A 19,736-nucleotide genomic window follows, 5' to 3' on the forward strand; every position below is an offset into this window, starting at 1 on the left:
AAAAAAGCCGCATGCTCGATGGAGCTTGCGGCTTTTAGTCTGGTGCCCGGGGCCGGACTCGAACCGGCACGCCTTGCGGCGGGGGATTTTGAGTCCCCTGAGTCTACCAATTTCACCACCCGGGCAGGTATTTGTGAAGACTTGGATTATGGCACAGCATTGGCCGATTTTTCACGGTGGAGCTGAAAAGTTGCAGCTCCACCGTCACTCAAGTGTATTGACCCAAGTCACTGCATCCGATGTTGCGGTCAAGTTATGGCAAAGTACGCGCATGATTTATCCAACCATTGAAGATGCGATCGGCAAAACACCTCTGGTGGCTTTGCAACGCTTGGGGGCTGCTGACATGGCGGCGCGTAGCAATGTGATCTTGGGCAAGCTGGAGGGCAACAACCCTGCTGGCTCCGTGAAAGACAGGCCGGCTTTGTCGATGATTCGCCGGGCCGAAGAGCGCGGCGAGATCAAACCGGGTGACACCCTGATCGAGGCCACATCGGGCAACACCGGCATTGCGTTGGCCATGGCTGCGGCCATCAAGGGTTATCGCATGATTTTGATCATGCCCGAGGACTTGTCCATCGAGCGCGCCCAGACCATGAAGGCTTTTGGTGCCGAGTTGATCCTCACGCCCAAGAGCGGGGGTATGGAATACGCCCGCGATTTGGCCGACAACATGGCCGCGCAAGGAAAGGGCCGCATCCTGGACCAGTTTGCCAACGCCGACAACCCGCGCATCCATTACGAAACCACCGGCCCCGAAATCTGGGAGCAAACCGGCGGCAAGGTCACCCACTTTGTCAGCGCCATGGGCACGACCGGCACCATCACGGGCGTCTCGCGGTTTTTGAAAGAAAAGAACCCGGCGATTCGCATCATCGGTGCCCAGCCCAGCGAAGGCTCGCGCATCCCGGGCATCCGCAAGTGGCCGCAAGAGTACTTGCCCAAAATTTATGACCCGAGCCATGTGGACGAGTTGGTCTATGTGAGCCAAAGCGACGCCGAGGAAACTTGTCGCCAAATGGCGCGGACCGAAGGCATCTTTGCCGGTATCTCGGCTGCGGGCGCTTGCTGGGTGGCCCAGCAAGTGGCCAAAACGGCGCAAAACGCCACCATCGTGTTCATCGTCTGCGATCGCGGTGACCGCTATTTGTCCACGGGCGTTTTTCCCGCCTGACCGGAGTTGCTTGAATGGCTGAATACCGTTTTTGTCCGATGTGTGCCAATCCTTTGGCCTGGCTCACGCAAATGGAAGACGGGGGCGAGACCCTGCGCCTGCGTTGCACCGCCTGCGACTTCACCCACTGGAACAACCCGACGCCTGTGCTGGCGGGCATTGTGCAAGTGGGCGACCAAATTTTGTTGGCCCGCAATGCGGCCTGGCCGGGTCGGCGTTTTGCACTGATCACCGGTTTCATGGAGGCGGGCGAAACGCCTGAAGAAGGCATCACCCGCGAGATTGCCGAAGAAACCAACCTGAAGGTGTCAGCCCTCAAGTTGATCGGCGTGTATGACTTTCAGCGCATGAACCAGGTGATCATTGCCTACCATGCGTTGGCCGAAGGCGAGGTGCGTTTGTCGCCCGAGTTGGCCGAGTACAAGATGTTTGATTTCAAGGATTTGATCTGCTGGCCCGCAGGCACCGGTTACGCCTTGGGCGACTGGCTGCGCACCATCGGTATCGAGCCGAAGTTCATGTCATGGGAAGAGCGTGCCGCGCAGAGCCAGGAAGCGAATCAGGACACATGATGCAGATCGACAAAGAAATTGACACCAGCGGCCTGAACTGTCCATTGCCCATTTTGAAGGCCAAGAAGGCCCTCAACGAGATGAGCAGTGGTCAGGTGCTCAAAGTGATCGCTACCGACCCGGGGGCTTGGCGTGACTTTGAGGCCTTTGCCAAGCAGACGGGCAATGAGTTGGTGTTGCAGGAAAAGACCGATTCCGCCTTTGTCTTCGGTCTCAAACGCCGTTGAATTGTCCGAATTTGTCGGGGCCTTCGATCACTGCTTGACAACCCCCCCAATCCCGTAGGTCGGTACACGAAGAGTCTTGCGGGCATTACAGCTCAGTCGCCACAGCAGGACAGATCAGAGGCTCAAACCCTTGAGGTAATCGCGAAACGCCGCCCCTACTTGTGGGTGCTGCAGGGCCAGTTCCACCGTGGCTTCCAGAAAACCTTCCTTGCTGCCGCAGTCGTATCGTTTGCCTTCGTATTGGAAAGCATAGACCGCTTCACGCAGCATCAGGCGGGCAATCGCGTCGGTCAGCTGGATCTCGCCGCCCACGCCCGTGGGCTGGTTGCGAATTTCGTTGAAGATGCCCGGCGTGAGGATGTAGCGACCGGCCACGCCCATGCGCGAGGGTGCCTTGTCGGGGCTGGGTTTCTCAACGATCTGATCGACGCGGATCAGCTGACGACCTGCTGATTCGCCCGCCACGATGCCGTAGCGCTTGACCTGGTCGAGTGGCACTTCCTGCACCGCCAAGACCGAGCGGCCTTGCTTGGTGTAGGCCTCGACCATCTGGGTCAGGATGGAGGGGCCCTGGTTGATCATCAGGTCATCGGCCAGCAGCACGGCAAAAGGCTCGTTGCCCACCAGTGGTTCGGCGCAGAGCACCGCGTGGCCCAGGCCCAACATGCGGTTTTGGCGCACATAGGCGCACACCATGTCATCGGGCTGCACCGAGCGCACCAAGGCCAGCAATTCGTCCTTGTGCGCTGCCTCGAGTTCGCTTTCGAGTTCGTAGGCGGTGTCGAAATGGTCTTCGATGGCACGCTTGCTGCGGCCCGTGACAAAGATCATGTGGCGCACACCGGCTGCATAGGCTTCCTCCACCGCGTACTGGATCAGCGGCTTGTCCACCACAGGCAGCATCTCTTTGGGTGCTGCTTTGGTGGCGGGCAAAAAGCGTGTGCCGAGACCGGCCACGGGGAAAACAGCTTTGCGTATCACTTGGTTGCTCATGGCGGGTCCTTGATGAAGGGGAAAATGTTCAGCCCAAACGTTGCAATTGTTGACGGATTTTTTCCACCGTGGCAGTGAAGTCGGTGACACGTTTTTTCTCTTGCTCGATCACGGCAGGCGGGGCTTTGGCCACAAAGGCTTCATTGCCAAGCTTTCCGTTGGCCTTGGCGATTTCACCTTCCAGGCGGGCGGCTTCCTTGGTCAGGCGGGCTTTTTCGGCGGCCACATCCACTTCGATGAACAGGCACAAACGTGCTTCGCCCACCACAGCCACGGGCGCAGCTTGCGCGGCAGCGGCCCATTCGGCTTCGGAGTCAAACACTTTGACCTCGCTCAGTTTGGCCAGCGATTGCAATACCGGCGCCACGCTGTTCATGAAGTCGGTGTCGCCCAGCACATACAGGGGCATGCGGGTGGCGGGCGAGACGTTCATTTCGCCACGCAGGTTGCGGCAGGCGTCCACCAGCGTCTTGAGCTTGGCCACATGGGCTTCGGCGGCTGCGTCGATGCGTTCGGGCTGGCTCACGGGGTAGGCCGCGATGCTGACCGACTCACCCGGAAGGCCTGCGACCACCGACACTTTTTGCCAAAGCTCTTCGGTGATGAACGGGATGATCGGGTGCGCCAAACGCATGATGGTCTCGAGCGTGCGGATCAGGGTGCGGCGGGTGGCGCGTTGCTGCGCTTCGTTGCCGGTGTTGATCTGCACCTTGGCAATTTCGAGGTACCAGTCGCAGAACTCGTTCCAGACAAAGTCGTAAATCGTGTTGGCCACGTTGTCCAACCGGTACTCGGCAAAGCCTTTGGCCACGTCGGCTTCGACGCGTTGCAGTTGCGAGCTGATCCAGCGGTCGGCTTGGCTGAAGTCCAGGTAGCCGTGCGCTGGGCCGCCGGGTTGGCATTCGGCTTTGGTGTGCTTTTTCAAGCCGCAGTCTTGGGCCTCGCAGTTCATCAGCACGAAGCGGGTGGCGTTCCACAATTTGTTGCAGAAGTTGCGGTAACCCTCGCAGCGCTTGCTGTCAAAGTTGATGCTGCGGCCCAAGCTGGCCAGCGCTGCAAAGGTGAAGCGCAGGGCATCGGCACCGTAGGCGGGGATGCCTTCTGGGAATTCTTTTTCGGTTTGTTTGCGCACCTTGGGGGCGGTCTCGGGCTTGCGCAGGCCCTGGGTACGTTTGTCGAGCAGCGGCTCCAAGGTGATGCCGTCGATCAGGTCCACGGGGTCGAGCACGTTGCCTTCGGACTTGCTCATCTTCTTGCCTTGTGCGTCGAGCACCAGGCCGTGGATGTAGACGTGTTTGAAGGGGACTTTGCCGGTGAAGTGCGTGGTCATCATGATCATCCGGGCGACCCAGAAGAAGATGATGTCGTAGCCGGTCACCAAGACGGAAGAAGGCAGGTAGAGGTCGTAGTCTGTTCCGCTGGCGGCAGTGGAACTGCCGGTCGTGCTCATACTCGCTTCGCTCGCCAAATCGCCCGATCCGGCGGCACCACTGCCACCAGCTGCGTTGTGGGGCCATCCCATGGTGCTGAAAGGCACCAAGGCACTGGAATACCAGGTGTCGAGCACGTCTTCGTCACGCTTGAGTGTTTTGCCGGGCGAGACCTTGTCAGCTTGTGCTTGCGCTTCAGCTTCGTTGCGCGCCACGTACACTTTGCCGTCTTCGTCGTACCAAGCCGGAATCTGGTGACCCCACCACAGTTGGCGCGAGATGCACCAGTCCTGGATGTTGTTCATCCACTGGTTGTAGGTGTTCACCCAGTTTTCGGGCACAAAGCTCACCTGGCCGGACTGCACCGCATCGATGGCTTTTTGCGCGATGCTCTTGCCGGTGGCGTCGCCTTGGCCCACCTGGTTCATGGCCACGAACCATTGGTCGGTCAGCATGGGTTCGATCACCTGGCCGGTGCGGGCGCAGCGGGGCACCATCAGCTTGTGTTTTTTCACCTCGACCAAATGGCCTGCGGCTTCAAGGTCAGCCACCACGGCCTTGCGGGCCACGAAGCGGTCCAAGCCGCAATATTTCTGGGGAATTAGCCGACCTTCACTATGTAGTTGTGAGTATTCCGCAAATTTTGAATCGTCGGTTCGTCCCCAAATGATGTTTGCACCAGTGCTGGCAACCTTGTCCAACGTTTCACCAGTACTTGAGTCGTGTGTCCCGACTGTCGCGTCTAGGCGCAAAACCGCAAAATAAGCAAGTCCCTTCCTTGTAGCTACGGCATAGTCGTTTTGGTCATGTGCAGGCGTGACTTTCACCACGCCCGTGCCGAAGGCTTTGTCCACATAGTCGTCGGCGATCACCGGGATGGTGCGGCCGCACAGGGGCAGCTTGACCTGCTGGCCGATGAGGTGCTTGTAGCGCTCGTCTTCAGGGTGCACCATCACCGCCACGTCGCCCAGCAGGGTTTCCGGGCGGGTGGTGGCCACGGTCACGCTGCCGCTGCCATCGGCCAAGTCGTAGCGGATGTGCCACATCGAGCCTTCTTCTTCCTCGCTCTCGACTTCCAAGTCAGACACGGCGCTCATCAGCACCGGGTCCCAGTTCACCAAGCGCTTGCCACGGTAAATCAGGCCTTGCTCATAGAGCTGCACAAAGGTTTCGGTCACGGTCTTGGACAGCTTGGGGTCCATCGTGAAGTATTCGCGGCTCCAGTCCACGCTGTCGCCCATGCGGCGCATTTGGCTGGTGATGGTGCTGCCGGACTCTTCTTTCCACTCCCACACCTTGCTCACAAAGTTCTTGCGGGCTTCGGCGGGTGTGGGGCCCATGTCGTGGCGGCTGATGCCTTTGGCCTGCAGCTGGCGTTCCACCACGATCTGCGTGGCGATGCCCGCGTGGTCGGTGCCCGGAATCCAGGCGGTGTTGTGGCCCAGCATGCGGTGGTAGCGCGTCAACGAGTCCATGATGGTCTGGTTGAAGGCGTGGCCCATGTGCAGGGTGCCGGTCACGTTGGGCGGTGGCAACTGGATGGCAAACGCTGGAGCGCCTTCCTTGGGCGCTTGGGTGCCTCGGAAACCGGCCACACCGTAGCCGCGTTTTTCCCACTCGGGGCCCCAATGGGCTTCCAGAGCGGCAGGTTCAAACGATTTGGACAGGCTCTCAAGGCCGGGCTGATGGGCCACATTGGCGGGGGCGTTGCTCATGGGGAGGGTCTTTTCAAAAAAAGAAAACGGCAGCTCAGCAGATGCCGTGCGGGACCCTGTCAGGCCCCAAAACAATGATTTTACCCAGCCCTTCAGACCTGTTCTTTGGCCTGAAGGGCCCGCTGCTCGGGTTTGTCGCCAGCTTGCAGCGCTGCAAAAGAGAAGGGGGCGGCTAATTGCTTGATGTTTATCAAGCGGGTTGTTCAATAGCATCGGGCAATCAATGCCATTGCATCAATCTATTAGGCAGACTGGACAGTACAGGGTTAACCTACGCCGTCTCTGGCGATCCTGCCAGGGCAATCTACTCTAAACCCACAAGGAGATATCCATGGCAGCACTCAAAGGCTCGCGCACGGAACAATGCCTGAAGGACGCCTTTGCTGGCGAATCCCAGGCCAACCGTCGCTATTTGTACTTCGCGAACAAAGCTGACGTTGAAGGTCAGAACGACGTGGCAGCCCTGTTCCGTTCCACCGCCGAAGGTGAAACAGGTCACGCCCACGGTCACCTGGAGTTCCTGGAGCAATCCGGCGACCCAGCCACCGGTCTGCCGATTGGCTCCACCCGCCAAAACCTGGCTTCGGCTGTCGCTGGCGAAACCCACGAGTACACCGACATGTACCCTGGCATGGCCAAGACCGCTCGCGAAGAAGGTTTTGACGAAGTCGCCGACTGGTTCGAGACCCTTGCCAAGGCTGAGCGTTCACACGCCAACCGTTACCAGAAAGCATTGAACGAATTGGTGGATTGATTCCCCCTTTTGTTTCAGCCCGCTGCGCTGAAAGGTGCAGCGGGTTTTTCTCAGGGCTCTGGCAGCCAGAGTCCTGAGAAAAACCCACAAAAATCCCAATGGAGCACAACATGGCCAAAGAAGGCAACCTCGAAGCCCCCACCCGGCACGCGCTGGCTTGGGAGACCCCGGACTTCTACAACGAAGAAAAGTGCTTTGACGAACTCGAGCGCATTTTTGACATCTGCCACGGTTGCCGACGCTGCGTGAGTTTGTGCGGCTCTTTCCCCACCTTGTTCGACCTGGTGGACGAGAGCAGCACCATGGAAGTCGATGGTGTGGACAAGAAGGATTACTGGAAAGTGGTGGACCAGTGTTTCATGTGCGACCTGTGCTACATGACCAAGTGCCCCTACACACCCCCCCACGAGTGGAACCTGGACTTCCCGCACACCATGCTGCGGGCCAAGGCCATCAAGTTCAAAAAAGGCGAAGTGGGCGCTGCCGAAAAGTTTTTGGCCTCCACCGACACACACGGCTCTTTTGCGGGCATCCCGATCGTGGTGCAAGCCATCAACGCCATCAACAAAACCGAAGCGGCGCGCAGCGTCATGGAGAGCGTGGCGGGCGTGGACAAAAATGCCTGGCTGCCCTCGTTGGCCACGAAAAAATTCCGCTCCAGCGCCCCGGATGCCCAGTCGGTTAAAGTGGTCGATGGCGAGAAAACACCCGGTAAAGTGGCGATCTATTCCACTTGTTACATCAACTACAACGAGCCCGGCATCGGCCACGACTTGCTCAAAATTCTGGACCACAACGCCATTCCCTATGTGCTGGTCGAGAAAGAAAAATGCTGCGGCATGCCCAAGCTGGAGCTGGGCGATTTGGACTCGGTCAAGGACTCAAAGGAAGCCAACATCCCGGTGCTGGCCAAATACGCCAAAGATGGTTTTGCCATCATGGCGGCGGTTCCCAGCTGCGCACTGATGTTCAAGCAAGAGATTCCGCTCATGTTCCCGGACTGCACCGACACCCAGTTGGTTAAAGACGCGATGTGGGACCCGTTTGAGTACTTCATGGCCCGCAAGCGCGATGGTCTGCTCAAGACCGAGTTCCCGCAAAAACTGGGCAATGTGAGCTACCAGATTCCTTGCCACGGCCGGGTGCAAAACATCGGCAAAAAGACCGAGGAAATGCTCAAGATGATTCCGGACACCCAGATCAACACCATCGAGCGCTGCTCGGGCCACGCCGGCACGTATGGCGTGAAAAAAGGCTCACACGAGATGGCGATGAAGATCGGCAAACCCGTGTTCAAGGCCATGGCCACCATGAAAGACGGCTCCGAGCCCGACTTCATCAGCTCTGACTGCCCGCTGGGCGGCCACCACATTGCCCAAGGCTTTGAGGTCAATGGCCTCGGTGCCCCCGAACTGAACCACCCCTTGACCCTGGTGCGCAAAGCCTACGGTCTCAAATAAGGAACACTGCCATGCAACTGACCGGAAAAATCACACCCGAGACCCTGATGTCTTTGGAGGCTTACACCAAGTGGCGCAAGGTCCACAAACCCGAGGTGATCGCCCACCGCAAGCTGCGCAGCGTGCAACTGGGTGAGCACATCAACGTGCAGTTTGAGAGCGAAACCACCATCCGCTACCAGATCCAGGAGATGCTGCGCATCGAAAAAGTGTTCGAAGAAGAGGGCATCCTGCAAGAGATCGAGGCCTATGCCCCGCTGGTGCCGGACGGCAGCAACTGGAAGGCCACCATGATGATCGAGTACACCGACATCAACGAGCGCAAGCGGGAGCTGGCCAAGCTGATCGGCGTGGAAGACCGCATGTTTGTTGAGGTCGAAGGCCATGGCCGCGTGTACGCGATTGCCGACGAAGACCTGGACCGCGAGACCGACGAAAAAACCTCAGCGGTGCACTTTGTGCGTTTTGAACTCAAGCCCGACATGTGCGCGGCCGTGAAGGCTGGCGCTGGCGTCAAGATGGGCTGCGACCACACGCATTACCCCTCACACATCGACATCGCGCCCGACACGCTGGCCAGTTTGGCGGGTGATCTGAAGTAATCCGTCTGGTTTTCATGCTCGACCCCTGCTGCAGCCCTTGTGGATACGGCACGCAGAGGTTTGTAATGTGTGAAACATGTCATCTCGTAGGCCGGCACTCGCAGAGTCCGACATGACTGGTTTTGGCACAGGCCCTTGTCGGGGCCTTCGACCGCCGACCTGCAACATCTTTAAGCATTGAAAACTTGATAGGGCCGAATCCATAAATCGGGAACCCTATCATATTCAGTCGTCTGGATCAGGGCTCAGGCCCAGGGTGAGCAAAGTCAGAAAATCAGTTGCAGGGTCACCCCACTGTCAGTTCAGCGGATTGCCCAAAGCCGCCGCCCGCAGCTTGTCTTTTTTGCTGGGCCGTGAACCCTTGATGCCGCCATTGCCGGGTGACGGCGGCGGTGGGGTTTCGGTTTGTTCAAAACCTGGCACCTGCTCCAACGGCAGTTCCAGGCTTTCGCGTTTCTGGATCAGCTGCCAATGCGCCAGCGCTGCAGCCGTGACAAAGCTCACCGCGTCGCCATGCGCCCCCGCCCTGCCCGTGCGGCCAATGCGGTGGGTGTAGTCGGTGGCCGAGCGCGGCAAGTCGTAGTTGACCACCACGGGCAGCATGGCGATGTCGATGCCGCGCGAGGCCAGGTCGGTGGTGACCACCACGTCCCAGCGTCCGGCCTTGAATTCGCTCAACACCTCTTGCCTTGCACCTTGGCTCATCTCACCGTGAAAAGGCGTGGCAAACATCCCCGCTTTGTAGAGCTTGTTCGCCACATGCTCGCAGGCGTAGCGCGTGGCCACAAACACCAGCACCTGCTTCCAGCCGTTTTCGGTGATCAGGTGACGAAGCAAGGCTGTGCGGCTTTTTTCGTCCACGGCGATGGCACGCTGGGTGATGTCGGGCTTGTGGCCTTCAAAGGCTTCCACCGTGATGCGCACCGGATCGCGCAGCAGCTTAGTGGCCAACGCTTCCACCTCGGGCGCGAAGGTGGCCGAAAACAACAAGGTTTGGCGCTGGGCAGGCAGCAGCGCCAGCACACGTTGCAGTTCATCGGCAAAGCCCAAATCCAGCAGTCGGTCGGCTTCGTCCAGCACCAGATGCTGCACATCGGCCAGGCGCACGGCGTTCTGGTCGATCAAATCGAGCAAACGGCCGGGTGTGGCCACCACGATGTCAGCACCACCGCGCAGCGCCATCATTTGCGGGTTGACCGACACGCCACCAAACACCGTGTTCACCTTCAATGATTGCGGCAGTTTGTACGCCAGATTGGCCAGCACATCACCGACTTGCACCGCCAATTCGCGCGTGGGCACCAGCACCAGGGTACGCACGGGGCGACGAAAATTGGTCTGCCTGGGTGCGGCCAGCAAGTGCTGCAACAGCGGCAGCGCAAAAGCCAGCGTTTTGCCCGAACCGGTGGGCGCGGTGGCCCACACATCGGTCAATTTCAGCGCGGCCGGAATCGCCTCGGCCTGAATGGGGGTGGGGGCGTACAAGCCCATGTCGGACACGGCGCGTTGCAGCGCGGGGGACAGGCCCAATGTGCCAAAACTCAAGCTCATGCTTGATCCTCAAAAAATGGCGACGGGGAAAGGATCAAGGTGACACGACTCATCGCTCATCACCCTCCAGCGGGGAACGGTCAGGCACCTTCGACAAAAAAGTCGCCAGATCGATGGGATTGGCCGCACCGGCCCGTTCGGCAAAAAAAGCGGCCGCATTGAGAGCCGACACCTTTTCGGCCACAGCCACGGTGATGAACTGGTTGAGCGAAGCCTGATCTTGTTCCGCCAGCTTGCGAGCATGGGCATACAAGGAATCGGGCAAACGAAGGGCAAAGGTACTCATACGGCATCCTCCTAAAAAGCCAAAGCCTGGGCTGGTGTTTTGACAGCCAGGCCAAAGCGTGGCGCGGCCATCGAAAAATCTTTCACATTGCGGGTGACCAAGGCGTGAACCCGCGCGTTGACCGCGGCCTCCAACACCATTTCATCACCCGGGTCTCGCAGCTGTGGCCGCCAGATGTAATGCAAGCTCACCGGCTCCACCCACACGGCCAAGGCGGACAAAAACGCATCCACCTGATCGGCGGAAAAACCGTGCAAGGCCCGTATCTCATCACGCTTGAGGACCGACTCGTATTCAAGCCACACTGCGGGTGACGCCACCATGCGCACACGCGCCGAAGCGACCGCTTGCAGCAGCGCATACGACGCGCCTCGAGCACTGCTCAAGGCAGCAACCAGCACATTGGTGTCGAGCAACATGATTTTGATGATGTTACCGATGATATCAGCGAATGATGCAACCCTGTGCTCTGACCCTCTTTGGCACCTTCTACATGATCGAGAAGCGTCAAGCTCAATGCACAGAAGGCGACCCCAAGTGAAGAAATGCCAGCGCCATGACCGAGATGACGAAAAATTGAATACTATTTAAAACTTAAACAACGAAGCAAGCCCTTTAAAAAACACGTTTTGTCAATGGCAAACACAGCCGCCTGCTCACCCAGCGCCAGACCCACAAATTTGAAAAACAGAACAGCAATGATTGCGAACGACACCCTGAAAGGCCATGAGTTTTTGGCCGACATGCAACCAGGTGAGTGTGAATGACCTCGCGAAGAATGACCAATGGCCCGAGGCTATCGGCCAGTAAGCGCCAACCGGATTTCTAAGACTTCACGGCGATAAAGTCCATCATGAACAAGGCACTCCACACCACTGAGGCGATTGAAATACTGCCGGATGGACGATGCATGTCGTATTGTGATTACGGGCACCCAGATGGCATACCCATCTTTCTATTTCACGGCACACCAGGCTCCCGAATTTTCGGTTTGGACAGCGAGGAAGTGTCCGCAGCCGGACTGCGAATACTGTCCCCGGAACGTCCTGGATACGGAAAGTCTTCTCCAAATCCCGATGCCGTTGCCATGGCTGATTGGGTGAACGACATTCAAATGTTGGCTGATCAACTGAACTTGGATCGCTTTCACGTACTCGGCGTTTCAGGGGGCGGGCCATTTGCACTCGCCTGCGCAGCCCTACTGCCTCAACGCGTCATCACTGCAACCGTCGTCGCAAGTCCTGCCCCCATGACAACGACAGGTTTTTGGACTGGCTTATCCGTCGTGAATCGAATGGTGTTTTTTATTTCACGGTATGCGACTGTCTTATTGCCCCTGCTGAGCAATGCAATGGCAGCACTCCTGAAAGATCGCGGGGGGGCTTCTACACATCAGGGAGAAGCATTTCGTCAAGGTGGCATCGGACTGAAAACCGACCTCCAGCTCATCACAAAAAACTGGAATTTCTTGCCGGAATCCATCCGAGTACCCGTGTATTGGTGGCACGGCGGACGTGACAATTTGGCATCACCTGCAGCCGGGAAGGAACTCGCAAAAATCATTCCTTCATGCGAACCACACTTCGTGCCAGAGTGTGGGCATTTCATTCACAGAGATCCTGTCATTGCTCAAAAAATACTGGATCGCCTGCTCGCGGCACCTGTGTTTTGAATGCAAGACCAAACGGACACCGCACAGAGAATTGTGTTGTTTCGGTGACGGGTCCGCTGCCCTTGATTGGACTCAATGACGGAAGTGACGCACCCCGGTGAACACCATGGCCACGCCACGCTCGTTGGCGGCGTCAATCACCTCTTGGTCGCGCATGGAGCCACCGGGCTGGGCCACGCAGGTGGCACCCGCGTCCACCACCACATCGAGTCCGTCGCGGAAGGGGAAGAAAGCGTCGCTGGCGACCACGGTGCCCTGCAAGCTGAGCTTGGCCGCTTCGGCCTTGATGCTGGCGATGCGGGCCGAGTCAAGGCGACTCATTTGGCCAGCGCCCACGCCCATGGTCATGCCGTTTTTGCAGAACACGATGGCGTTGGATTTGACGAACTTGGCCACTTTCCAGGCGAACAACAGGTCGTGCAGCTCTTCAGGGGTGGGTTGTTTGACGGTGACGATTTTCATGTCGGCCAACGCCAACTCGTGGTTGTCGGCGCTTTGCAGCAACAGGCCTGAGCCCACGCGTTTGGTTTCGAGCGCGTTGCGCACGTCGCCGTAATTGGCGGGCAAGGCGATTTTCATCAAACGAACGTTGACTTTGCTCTTGAACACTTCCAGTGCTTCGGCGCTGAAGTCGGGGGCCATCAGCACTTCGACGAATTGCTTGCTCACAGCCTCGGCAGCGGCTTTGTCCACAGGGCGGTTGAAGGCGATGATGCCGCCGAAGGCGCTGGTGGGGTCGGTTTGGAAGGCTTTGCTGTAGGCCTCGAGTGCCGTGGCACCCACCGCCACGCCGCAGGGGTTGGCGTGTTTGACGATGACACAAGCTGAGCTATCGAAGCTCTTCACGCATTCCCAAGCCGCATCGGCGTCGGCGATGTTGTTGTAGCTCAGCTCTTTGCCTTGCAGCTGCACGCCTGTGGCCAATGAGCCCGCAGCGGGGGCCAAATCACGGTACCAAGCGGCTTGCTGGTGGCTGTTTTCGCCGTAGCGCAGGTCTTGCACCTTGACGTATTGCTCGTTGAATTGACCTGAGAACTGGGCACGCTCGGGCACGTAGTCTTCGCTGAGTTTTTCGGCTTCAAAGTTCACGCTCGACAAATAGTTGCTGATCGCGCCGTCGTATTGGCTGATGCGGTTGAACGCAGCCACCGACAAAGCAAAGCGCAGTTTGTCGCTCAACTTGCCGCTGGCTTTCAGCTCGGCGAACACGTCCGCGTATTGGCTGGCGTCGGTCACGATGCCCACGTCTTTCCAGTTTTTGGCGGCAGAGCGCACCATGGCGGGGCCGCCGATGTCGATGTTCTCGATCGCGTCGGCCAGCGTGCAGCCGGGCTTGGCCACGGTGGCTTCAAACGGGTAGAGGTTGACGATGAGCAGGTCGATGGTGGCTATGCCTTGCGCCTGCAAAGCAGCCATGTGCTCGGGCGTGTCGCGACGGGCCAGCAAGCCGCCGTGCACTTTGGGGTGCAGTGTTTTGACGCGGCCGTCCAGCATTTCCGGAAAACCGGTGACCTCGGCCACTTCGGTCACGGGCAAGCCTTGCTCGGCCAGCAGTTTGGCGGTGCCGCCGGTGGAAATCAGGCCCACGCCCAAGGCGTGCAGTGCTTTGGCCAGGTCGACGATGCCGGTTTTGTCAGAGACAGAGATGAGGGCTCTCATGGGGACTTTCTTCAAAATTCAGAGGTATTCAAGGCGGGGCCGGGCTAAAGGGTTCCGGCAAGGATTCAAGGGCGTTGGGCGGGAGCAGGCCGCGCCAGCTTCATTTCAACAAATCGTGTTCGAGCAGTTTTTTGCGCAAGGTGTTGCGGTTCAAGCCCAGCCATTCGGCCGCGCGTGACTGGTTTTGCCCGGACTGGGTCATCACCACGTCGAGCAGCGGCTTTTCGACCAGCTTGACCAGCATGTCATAAAGGCCTGTGGGGTCGGTGCCGTCCAGGTCGCGAAAGTAAATGTCCAGGTTGTCCCGGATGCAGTTTTCAATGGATTGGGGTTCGCTCATGGCGTGGTCTCTAAATCGGTGCAGGCCTCGGGGCGCTGGGCCTGGCGCTGGGGCAAACGCTCCATCTGCTCGGCCAGGCCGTCCAGATAAGCGGCCACTGCGGCCAGTTGCCCGGCTGCGGTCTCCAAGGTGTTCATGTGTTCGCGAAAGGCGTCGCCACCGGGCAGCGTGCGCACATACCAGCCGATGTGTTTGCGTGCCGAGCGCACGCCGGTGTATTCGCCGTACAGACCGTAGTGGTCTTGCAGGTGTTCCAGCAAGGCGCGGCGCACTTCGGCCACCAGCGGCGCGGCCAGGTGTTCGCCCGTGGCCAAAAAGTGGCCAATCTCACGAAAGATCCAGGGGCTGCCTTGCGCAGCGCGGCCGATCATGACTGCATCGGCTCCGGTGACCTTCAGCACATCGCGGGCTTTTTCGGGTGAATCCACATCGCCATTGGCCACCACCGGGATGCGCAAAGCGGCCTTGACGGCGGCCACGGTCTCGTATTCGGCCCAGCCTTTGTAGCCTTGCTCGCGGGTGCGGCCATGCACGGTGACCATTTGCACCCCGGCGCTCTCAGCGGCGCGGGCCAGGCTCAGGGCGTTTTTTTCGGCATCGCACCAGCCTGTCCGCATCTTGAGTGTGACGGGCACGCCGTGGGGCAAGGCCGCTTCGACCACGGCGCTGATGATCTCCAGCGCCAGCGGCTCGTCTTGCATCAGGGCCGATCCAGCCCATTTGTTGCAGACTTTTTTTGGCCGGGCAGCCCATGTTGATGTCAATGATTTGCGCGCCCCGGTCGATGTTGTAGCGCGTGGCGTCGGCCATCATCTGCGCTTCGGTGCCCGCAATTTGCACCGCAATCGGACCGGGCTCGCCGTCGTGGTTGGCCCGGCGTGAGGTTTTAAGCGAAGCCCATAAATCAGGCCGCGAGGTCACCATTTCGCTCACCGCGTAGCCCGCCCCGAACTGCCTGCACAGCTGGCGAAATGGCCGGTCCGTCACCCCCGCCATGGGGGCGACAAACAAGTTGTTCGGCAATAGGAAAGGGCCAATCTGCATGACTGGAAGGTGTGCTGGAAAGGGGAATGTTTAAAAAGGAGGGACGATTGTAGTTGCTTAATATTTCAGCAACTGAAAGCAAATTGTGCTAAGGCGCATCCAAATATTTGTGAATCAGGTGACCCATTGGTCATCATCCCGCCATGGCGAGGTGTAGCGCTTGTGTCCATGTCGCGGTCCTCAATCAGACCGAATGGCACTGGCCACCGCTTGCGCCACCTTGATGCCGTCCACCCCTGCAGACAGGATGCCGCCCGCATAGCTGGCACCTTCTCCCGCCGGATACAGGCCACGGGTGTTGAGACTCTGAAAATCTTCACCACGCGGGATTTTGAGCGGTGACGAGGTGCGCGTTTCCACCCCGGTCATGACCGCATCATGCATGTCATAGCCCTTGATCTTGCGGCCAAACACCGGCAGTGCTTCGCGCATGGCGGCCACCGCGTAGTCGGGCAAGACATCGGCCAGATCGGTCAATTTCACACCGGGTTTGTAAGACGGCTGCACGCTGCCCCAGGTGGTGGAGGGGCGCTGCGCCAAAAAGTCGCCCACCAGTTGGCCGGGCGCTTCGTAGTTGGCACCGCCCACTTCAAAGGCCCGGGTTTCCAGCTGACGCTGCAGCACGATGCCTGCCAGTGGGTGCGCTTGGGAAGGCTGCAACTCGGCCCATGCTTGGGCTTCTTGCGCCAGCAGCACGCCGTCTTGCTCGCCAAAGGCGGCTTGCCAGGCAGCAGTGTCCAGCGGGTAGTCAGGCGGATCAATGCCCACCACCATGCCCGCGTTGGCATTGCGCTCGTTGCGCGAGTATTGGCTCATGCCATTGGTCACCACGCGGCCGGGCTCGCTGGTGGCGGCCACCACCGTGCCGCCGGGGCACATGCAAAAGCTGTAGACCGCGCGGCCGTTTTGCGCATGGTGCACCAGCTTGTAGTCGGCCGCGCCCAGCAGCGGGTGGCCCGCATGACGGCCCCAGCGGGCTTGGTCGATCACGCTTTGCGGGTGCTCGATGCGCACGCCAATCGAAAACGCTTTGGCTTGCATGGCCACGCCACTGCGGTGCAGCATGACAAAGGTGTCGCGTGAGCTGTGCCCCAGGGCCAATACCGCGTGGCGCGTGGGCAGGGTGTGGCTTTGGCCGGTTTGCTGGTCCAGCACCTGCAAACCGGTGAGTTGATGACCGCCCTCTGCGGGCGCGAGCAGCACATCGCTCACGCGTTGCTCAAAGCGGATGTCGCCACCCAGCGCGATGATTTGTTCGCGAATGTTCTCGACCACCTTGACCAGCTTGAACGTGCCGATGTGCGGGTGTGCGGCATACAAAATGTCGGCAGGCGCTCCAGCTTTCACGAACTCATCCATGACCTTGCGTCCCAGGTGGCGGGGATCCTTGATCTGGCTGTAGAGCTTGCCGTCGCTGAAGGTGCCTGCACCGCCTTCACCAAACTGCACATTGCTCTCGGGGTTGAGCACTTGCTTGCGCCACAGGCCCCAAGTGTCTTTGGTGCGTTCACGCACCGGCTTGCCGCGCTCCAGCACGATGGGCCGAAAGCCCATTTGCGCCAGGGCCAATGCCGCAAACATGCCGCAAGGGCCAAAGCCCACCACTACTGGGCGCTCGCCGTCTTGCGCACCAAAACCTGCGGGGGCGTGGCAGGGGGCATGCCAGCGCATGTCGGGGGTGGCTTGGATGTGGGGATGGTTGGCGAACTGCTGCAGCAAGTTGTTTTCGGTCTGCGCATCGGTCAGCGCCAGGTCCACGATGTACACCGCCAGCAGGTCAGCCTTGCGGGCGTCAAAGCTGCGCTTGAAGACCTGCAGCGTGGCAATGTCTGCTGTGACCAAGCCCAGCGCTTGCGCCGCCAATTGGCGCAGGGCTTCTTCGGGGTGCGGCGTGAGCAGACGGTCTTCATCGGTCTCGGACGGCGCATCGGCCGCGCGACGCACCTCAACCGGCAGGGCCGAAAGGGGGAGTTTGAGTTCGGAAATTCGGATCATGGGCACCTCTGTGGCTTGTGGTTATCAAGCAAGAAGCCGTGATTATCTCCGCACCGGCAAGCATGGCAGAAAGCTCTTGTCGGGGCCAAAGCGATCGACGCACTGGGAGGCGGTCTTGCGGGTCGGCAGCTTCAGATCCGAAGAGGTGATGAATGAATTGGGGTCAGATCCCAATTGTTTGGGTGATCTCAAGTGTGAATTGGGGTCAGATCCCAATTGTTTGGGTGATCTCACGCAGGCAAGAAGCCTTCAATAGACAAGTAGCGCTCGCCCGTGTCGTAGTTGAAGCCCAGTACGGTGGCACCTGCTGGCAGCTCGGGCAGTTTTTGTGCGATGGCCGCCAGAGTCGCACCCGACGAAATACCGACCAACATGCCCTCTTCGCAGGCTGAGCGGCGTGCATATTCACGGGCAGCTTCGGCGTCGACCTGGATCACGCCGTCTAGCACGCGGGTGTCGAGGTTTTTCGGGATAAAGCCTGCGCCAATGCCCTGGATGGGGTGGGGTGCGGGCGCCCCGCCCGAGATCACGGGCGATGCCGCTGGCTCGACTGCAAACACCTTGAGTTGGGGGAAATGGCTCTTGAGCACGCGGGCCGTGCCCGTCAGGTGGCCGCCCGTGCCCACACCTGTGATGAGGGCGTCGATGCCATCGGGAAAGTCGGCCAAAATTTCTTGCGCCGTGGTGCGCACATGCACGTCGATGTTGGCGGGGTTTTCAAACTGCTGGGGCATCCAGGCTCCGGGCGTGCTGGCCACCAGTTCTTCAGCGCGGGCAATCGCGCCCTTCATGCCTTTTTCGCGGGGCGTGAGGTCAAACGATGCACCATAGGCCAGCATCAGGCGGCGGCGCTCGATGCTCATGCTGTCGGGCATGACCAGCACCAACTTGTAGTCTTTCACGGCGGCCACCATGGCCAGGCCGATGCCGGTGTTGCCCGAGGTGGGCTCGATGATGGTGCCGCCAGGCTTCAAGGCGCCGGTTTTTTCGGCGTCTTCGACCATGGCCAGCGCGATGCGGTCCTTGATAGAGCCACCCGGGTTACCGCGTTCTGATTTGATCCAGACATTGGCCTGTGCGCCAAATATTCGGTTGATGCGCACATGCGGCGTGTGGCCAATGGTGTCGAGAATGGAGCGGGCTTTCATGCGGTTTCCAAGGGTTTGAGGTTGGCCGAATTATGCGGATGGCGAGAGCTGCCTGTATGTCTTGTGTGGCACACAACGTTCGCGCAGCACTGTTCGGCTCGCGTGCTCTGCGCTCAGGCGATAATCAAAGGGTGAAGCTCGCCAGACCGTCGCTGGTGCAATTTCCGAAAGGAAGCACTGGAGGAACGTCCGGACTGCACAGGACAGCGTAGGAGGCAACGCCTCTCCACCGTGAGGTGAGGATCAGAGCAACAGAGACGAGCCGATTGAGTTCGGGTGAAACGGGCAATCTCTACGCGCAGCAATACCAAGTAGGCCTTCCTGAAGGGGCGCGGTTCGCCGCACTCCTTCTCCCTGTGGTTCCGCGGGGTGAGTTGGCGGGTAGGTAGCAACGAGCCGGGTGGGCGACCCCCGGCCCAGAGTAATGGCGGTCACGCAGCGGGCAACCGCTGTGCACAGAATCCGGCTTATCGGCGGGCTTCACACTTATTCAAACGCGTCCAAGGCGATCGCGTATTTGCGCAGACAACAAAAAACCCGCCAAGGCGGGTTTTTTGCGGAGGGTCAAACGCCAATCAGCCGCGAGACGGCATCAAGCTGCCGGCCAGTGCAAAGACCGAGTTGGGCGCAGTGATTTTCAGGGTGCTTTTGGGCTTGGCAAACACACCGCGTTTGACGGATGGGGCTGGCGCTGGCTCAACCGTCACGCCTTTGGTGCGCTGCTCTGCCACCAATTGGCGCAAGCTGATGGACTGCAGATGGGTCAACATTTTTTCATTCAGGCTGGCCCACAGTTCACTGCTCATCCAGCCGCCTTCGGCTGCTGCTTCCTCTTCAGAGGGTGCATCCACAGCGCCCACGATGTCGGCCATGGTGATTTTTTCGGCATTGCGCGAAAGCGAATACCCGCCGCCGGGGCCACGGGTGCTCTCGACCAAGCCTTGTTGGCGAAGCTTGCTGAACAACTGCTCCAGGTAGGACAGCGAAATTTGGTGGCGCACGCTGATGGCGGCCAGCGACACGGGGCCGCGGTCTTCGCGCAGTGCAACGTCGATCATCGCGGTGACGGCAAATCGGCTCTTGGTGCTCAAACGCATGGTGTGCTCCTTTCTGC

17 protein-coding genes, 1 tRNA gene, 1 other RNA gene and 1 pseudogene are annotated in these 19,736 nt (G+C 59.4%); 8 read left to right on the forward strand and 12 right to left on the reverse strand.

Annotation, left to right across the window (positions count from 1 at the left end):
* Window positions 1–40: 40 nt before the first annotated feature.
* A tRNA-Leu gene (locus tag H663_RS32675) sits at window positions 41–125 on the reverse strand.
* 146 nt (window positions 126–271) lie between these two features.
* Here H663_RS32675 and cysM point away from each other — a divergent pair.
* Genes cysM through H663_RS32690 form a run of 3 tightly spaced genes read left to right on the forward strand, consistent with a single transcriptional unit; the run spans window position 272 to window position 1,973 of the window.
* Entirely contained in the window at window positions 272–1,174 is a 903-nt protein-coding gene (gene cysM, locus H663_RS32680; RefSeq protein WP_053171630.1) for a cysteine synthase CysM, read from the forward strand.
* 14 nt (window positions 1,175–1,188) lie between these two features.
* On the forward strand, window positions 1,189–1,746 hold the full coding sequence (locus H663_RS32685; protein ID WP_053170816.1) for an NUDIX domain-containing protein: 558 nt from the start codon (window positions 1,189–1,191) through the stop codon (window positions 1,744–1,746).
* Window positions 1,746–1,973 carry a sulfurtransferase TusA family protein gene (locus H663_RS32690; protein ID WP_205872724.1) on the forward strand — a complete coding sequence of 76 codons (228 nt, stop codon included), beginning with the start codon at window positions 1,746–1,748 and terminating at the stop codon, window positions 1,971–1,973. The genes H663_RS32685 and H663_RS32690 overlap by 1 nt, the downstream gene beginning before the upstream one ends.
* A 114-nt stretch (window positions 1,974–2,087) precedes the next feature.
* Here H663_RS32690 and galU read toward each other — a convergent pair whose 3' ends face one another.
* Together galU and H663_RS32700 are read right to left on the reverse strand one after the other, a co-directional pair.
* Complete coding sequence (gene galU, locus H663_RS32695) at window positions 2,088–2,966, reverse strand: UTP--glucose-1-phosphate uridylyltransferase GalU (protein ID WP_053170811.1); 879 nt, start codon at window positions 2,964–2,966, stop codon at window positions 2,088–2,090.
* A gap of 28 nt (window positions 2,967–2,994) precedes the next feature.
* Complete coding sequence (locus H663_RS32700; RefSeq protein ID WP_053171628.1) at window positions 2,995–6,111, reverse strand: valine--tRNA ligase; 3,117 nt, start codon at window positions 6,109–6,111, stop codon at window positions 2,995–2,997.
* 331 nt (window positions 6,112–6,442) lie between these two features.
* Here H663_RS32700 and H663_RS32705 point away from each other — a divergent pair, with 331 nt between their 5' ends.
* The 3 genes from H663_RS32705 to H663_RS32715 all read left to right on the forward strand — a co-directional run bounded on the left by H663_RS32705 (window position 6,443) and on the right by H663_RS32715 (window position 8,927).
* Window positions 6,443–6,865 carry a rubrerythrin family protein gene (locus H663_RS32705; RefSeq protein ID WP_053170808.1) on the forward strand — a complete coding sequence of 141 codons (423 nt, stop codon included), beginning with the start codon at window positions 6,443–6,445 and terminating at the stop codon, window positions 6,863–6,865.
* A 110-nt stretch (window positions 6,866–6,975) separates the two neighbouring features.
* Window positions 6,976–8,325, forward strand: coding sequence for a (Fe-S)-binding protein (locus H663_RS32710; protein ID WP_053171626.1), 1,350 nt, complete (start codon window positions 6,976–6,978; stop codon window positions 8,323–8,325).
* Between the two features lie 11 nt (window positions 8,326–8,336).
* Window positions 8,337–8,927 carry a DUF3501 family protein gene (locus H663_RS32715; RefSeq protein WP_053170805.1) on the forward strand — a complete coding sequence of 197 codons (591 nt, stop codon included), beginning with the start codon at window positions 8,337–8,339 and terminating at the stop codon, window positions 8,925–8,927.
* Between the two features lie 297 nt (window positions 8,928–9,224).
* On the opposite strand, the gene H663_RS32720 is transcribed toward H663_RS32715, so the two are convergent.
* Genes H663_RS32720 through H663_RS32730 form a run of 3 tightly spaced genes read right to left on the reverse strand, consistent with a single transcriptional unit; the run spans window position 9,225 to window position 11,183 of the window.
* Window positions 9,225–10,472, reverse strand: a complete 1,248-nt coding sequence (locus H663_RS32720) for a DEAD/DEAH box helicase (RefSeq protein ID WP_053172173.1) — start codon at window positions 10,470–10,472, stop codon at window positions 9,225–9,227.
* Between the two features lie 55 nt (window positions 10,473–10,527).
* Window positions 10,528–10,764, reverse strand: coding sequence for a toxin-antitoxin system HicB family antitoxin (locus tag H663_RS32725; protein WP_053171967.1), 237 nt, complete (start codon window positions 10,762–10,764; stop codon window positions 10,528–10,530).
* Window positions 10,765–10,775: 11 nt separating this feature from the next.
* The gene (locus tag H663_RS32730) at window positions 10,776–11,183 is read right to left on the reverse strand and encodes a putative toxin-antitoxin system toxin component, PIN family (protein ID WP_053171965.1); all 408 of its coding nucleotides are present in this window, start codon (window positions 11,181–11,183) and stop codon (window positions 10,776–10,778) included.
* 434 nt (window positions 11,184–11,617) lie between these two features.
* On the opposite strand from H663_RS32730, the gene H663_RS32735 reads away from it, so the two are divergent.
* Window positions 11,618–12,436, forward strand: coding sequence for an alpha/beta fold hydrolase (locus H663_RS32735; protein ID WP_053171963.1), 819 nt, complete (start codon window positions 11,618–11,620; stop codon window positions 12,434–12,436).
* A gap of 72 nt (window positions 12,437–12,508) precedes the next feature.
* Here the strand turns inward: H663_RS32735 and purH are convergent, their stop codons facing one another.
* The 5 genes and pseudogenes from purH to cysK form a co-directional block, all read right to left on the reverse strand.
* Window positions 12,509–14,095 (reverse strand): bifunctional phosphoribosylaminoimidazolecarboxamide formyltransferase/IMP cyclohydrolase, encoded by a 1,587-nt coding sequence (gene purH / locus H663_RS32740; protein ID WP_053171961.1) that lies wholly within the window; start codon window positions 14,093–14,095, stop codon window positions 12,509–12,511.
* 100 nt (window positions 14,096–14,195) lie between these two features.
* Entirely contained in the window at window positions 14,196–14,435 is a 240-nt protein-coding gene (locus tag H663_RS32745) for a Fis family transcriptional regulator (protein ID WP_053171959.1), read from the reverse strand.
* Window positions 14,432–15,479, reverse strand: a pseudogene (dusB, locus tag H663_RS32750) (tRNA dihydrouridine synthase DusB). The gene H663_RS32745 and the pseudogene dusB overlap by 4 nt, the downstream one beginning before the upstream one ends.
* A 180-nt stretch (window positions 15,480–15,659) precedes the next feature.
* Entirely contained in the window at window positions 15,660–17,474 is a 1,815-nt protein-coding gene (locus H663_RS32755) for an NAD(P)/FAD-dependent oxidoreductase (RefSeq protein ID WP_053171955.1), read from the reverse strand.
* Window positions 17,475–17,704: 230 nt separating this feature from the next.
* Window positions 17,705–18,622 carry a cysteine synthase A gene (gene cysK / locus H663_RS32760; protein WP_053171953.1) on the reverse strand — a complete coding sequence of 306 codons (918 nt, stop codon included), beginning with the start codon at window positions 18,620–18,622 and terminating at the stop codon, window positions 17,705–17,707.
* Between the two features lie 133 nt (window positions 18,623–18,755).
* On the opposite strand from cysK, the gene rnpB reads away from it, so the two are divergent.
* An RNA gene (gene rnpB, locus H663_RS32765) (RNase P RNA component class A) lies at window positions 18,756–19,108 on the forward strand.
* An 89-nt stretch (window positions 19,109–19,197) separates the two neighbouring features.
* Here rnpB and H663_RS32770 read toward each other — a convergent pair.
* The gene (locus H663_RS32770; protein WP_053171951.1) at window positions 19,198–19,719 is read right to left on the reverse strand and encodes an Rrf2 family transcriptional regulator; all 522 of its coding nucleotides are present in this window, start codon (window positions 19,717–19,719) and stop codon (window positions 19,198–19,200) included.
* Window positions 19,720–19,736 lie beyond the last annotated feature (17 nt).

Source organism: Limnohabitans planktonicus II-D5 (assembly GCF_001270065.2).
GTDB lineage: Bacteria > Pseudomonadota > Gammaproteobacteria > Burkholderiales > Burkholderiaceae_C > Limnohabitans_A > Limnohabitans_A planktonicus.

Coding starts and splice junctions, on each gene's coding strand:
- cysM (WP_053171630.1), top strand. CDS start 272: ATGATTTATCCAACCATTGAAGATGCGATCGGCAAAACACCTCTGGTG.
- H663_RS32685 (WP_053170816.1), top strand. CDS start 1,189: ATGGCTGAATACCGTTTTTGTCCGATGTGTGCCAATCCTTTGGCCTGG.
- H663_RS32690 (WP_205872724.1), top strand. CDS start 1,746: ATGCAGATCGACAAAGAAATTGACACCAGCGGCCTGAACTGTCCATTG.
- galU (WP_053170811.1), bottom strand. CDS start 2,966: ATGAGCAACCAAGTGATACGCAAAGCTGTTTTCCCCGTGGCCGGTCTC.
- H663_RS32700 (WP_053171628.1), bottom strand. CDS start 6,111: ATGAGCAACGCCCCCGCCAATGTGGCCCATCAGCCCGGCCTTGAGAGC.
- H663_RS32705 (WP_053170808.1), top strand. CDS start 6,443: ATGGCAGCACTCAAAGGCTCGCGCACGGAACAATGCCTGAAGGACGCC.
- H663_RS32710 (WP_053171626.1), top strand. CDS start 6,976: ATGGCCAAAGAAGGCAACCTCGAAGCCCCCACCCGGCACGCGCTGGCT.
- H663_RS32715 (WP_053170805.1), top strand. CDS start 8,337: ATGCAACTGACCGGAAAAATCACACCCGAGACCCTGATGTCTTTGGAG.
- H663_RS32725 (WP_053171967.1), bottom strand. CDS start 10,764: ATGAGTACCTTTGCCCTTCGTTTGCCCGATTCCTTGTATGCCCATGCT.
- H663_RS32730 (WP_053171965.1), bottom strand. CDS start 11,183: ATGTTGCTCGACACCAATGTGCTGGTTGCTGCCTTGAGCAGTGCTCGA.
- H663_RS32735 (WP_053171963.1), top strand. CDS start 11,618: ATGAACAAGGCACTCCACACCACTGAGGCGATTGAAATACTGCCGGAT.
- purH (WP_053171961.1), bottom strand. CDS start 14,095: ATGAGAGCCCTCATCTCTGTCTCTGACAAAACCGGCATCGTCGACCTG.
- H663_RS32745 (WP_053171959.1), bottom strand. CDS start 14,435: ATGAGCGAACCCCAATCCATTGAAAACTGCATCCGGGACAACCTGGAC.
- H663_RS32755 (WP_053171955.1), bottom strand. CDS start 17,474: ATGATCCGAATTTCCGAACTCAAACTCCCCCTTTCGGCCCTGCCGGTT.
- cysK (WP_053171953.1), bottom strand. CDS start 18,622: ATGAAAGCCCGCTCCATTCTCGACACCATTGGCCACACGCCGCATGTG.
- H663_RS32770 (WP_053171951.1), bottom strand. CDS start 19,719: ATGCGTTTGAGCACCAAGAGCCGATTTGCCGTCACCGCGATGATCGAC.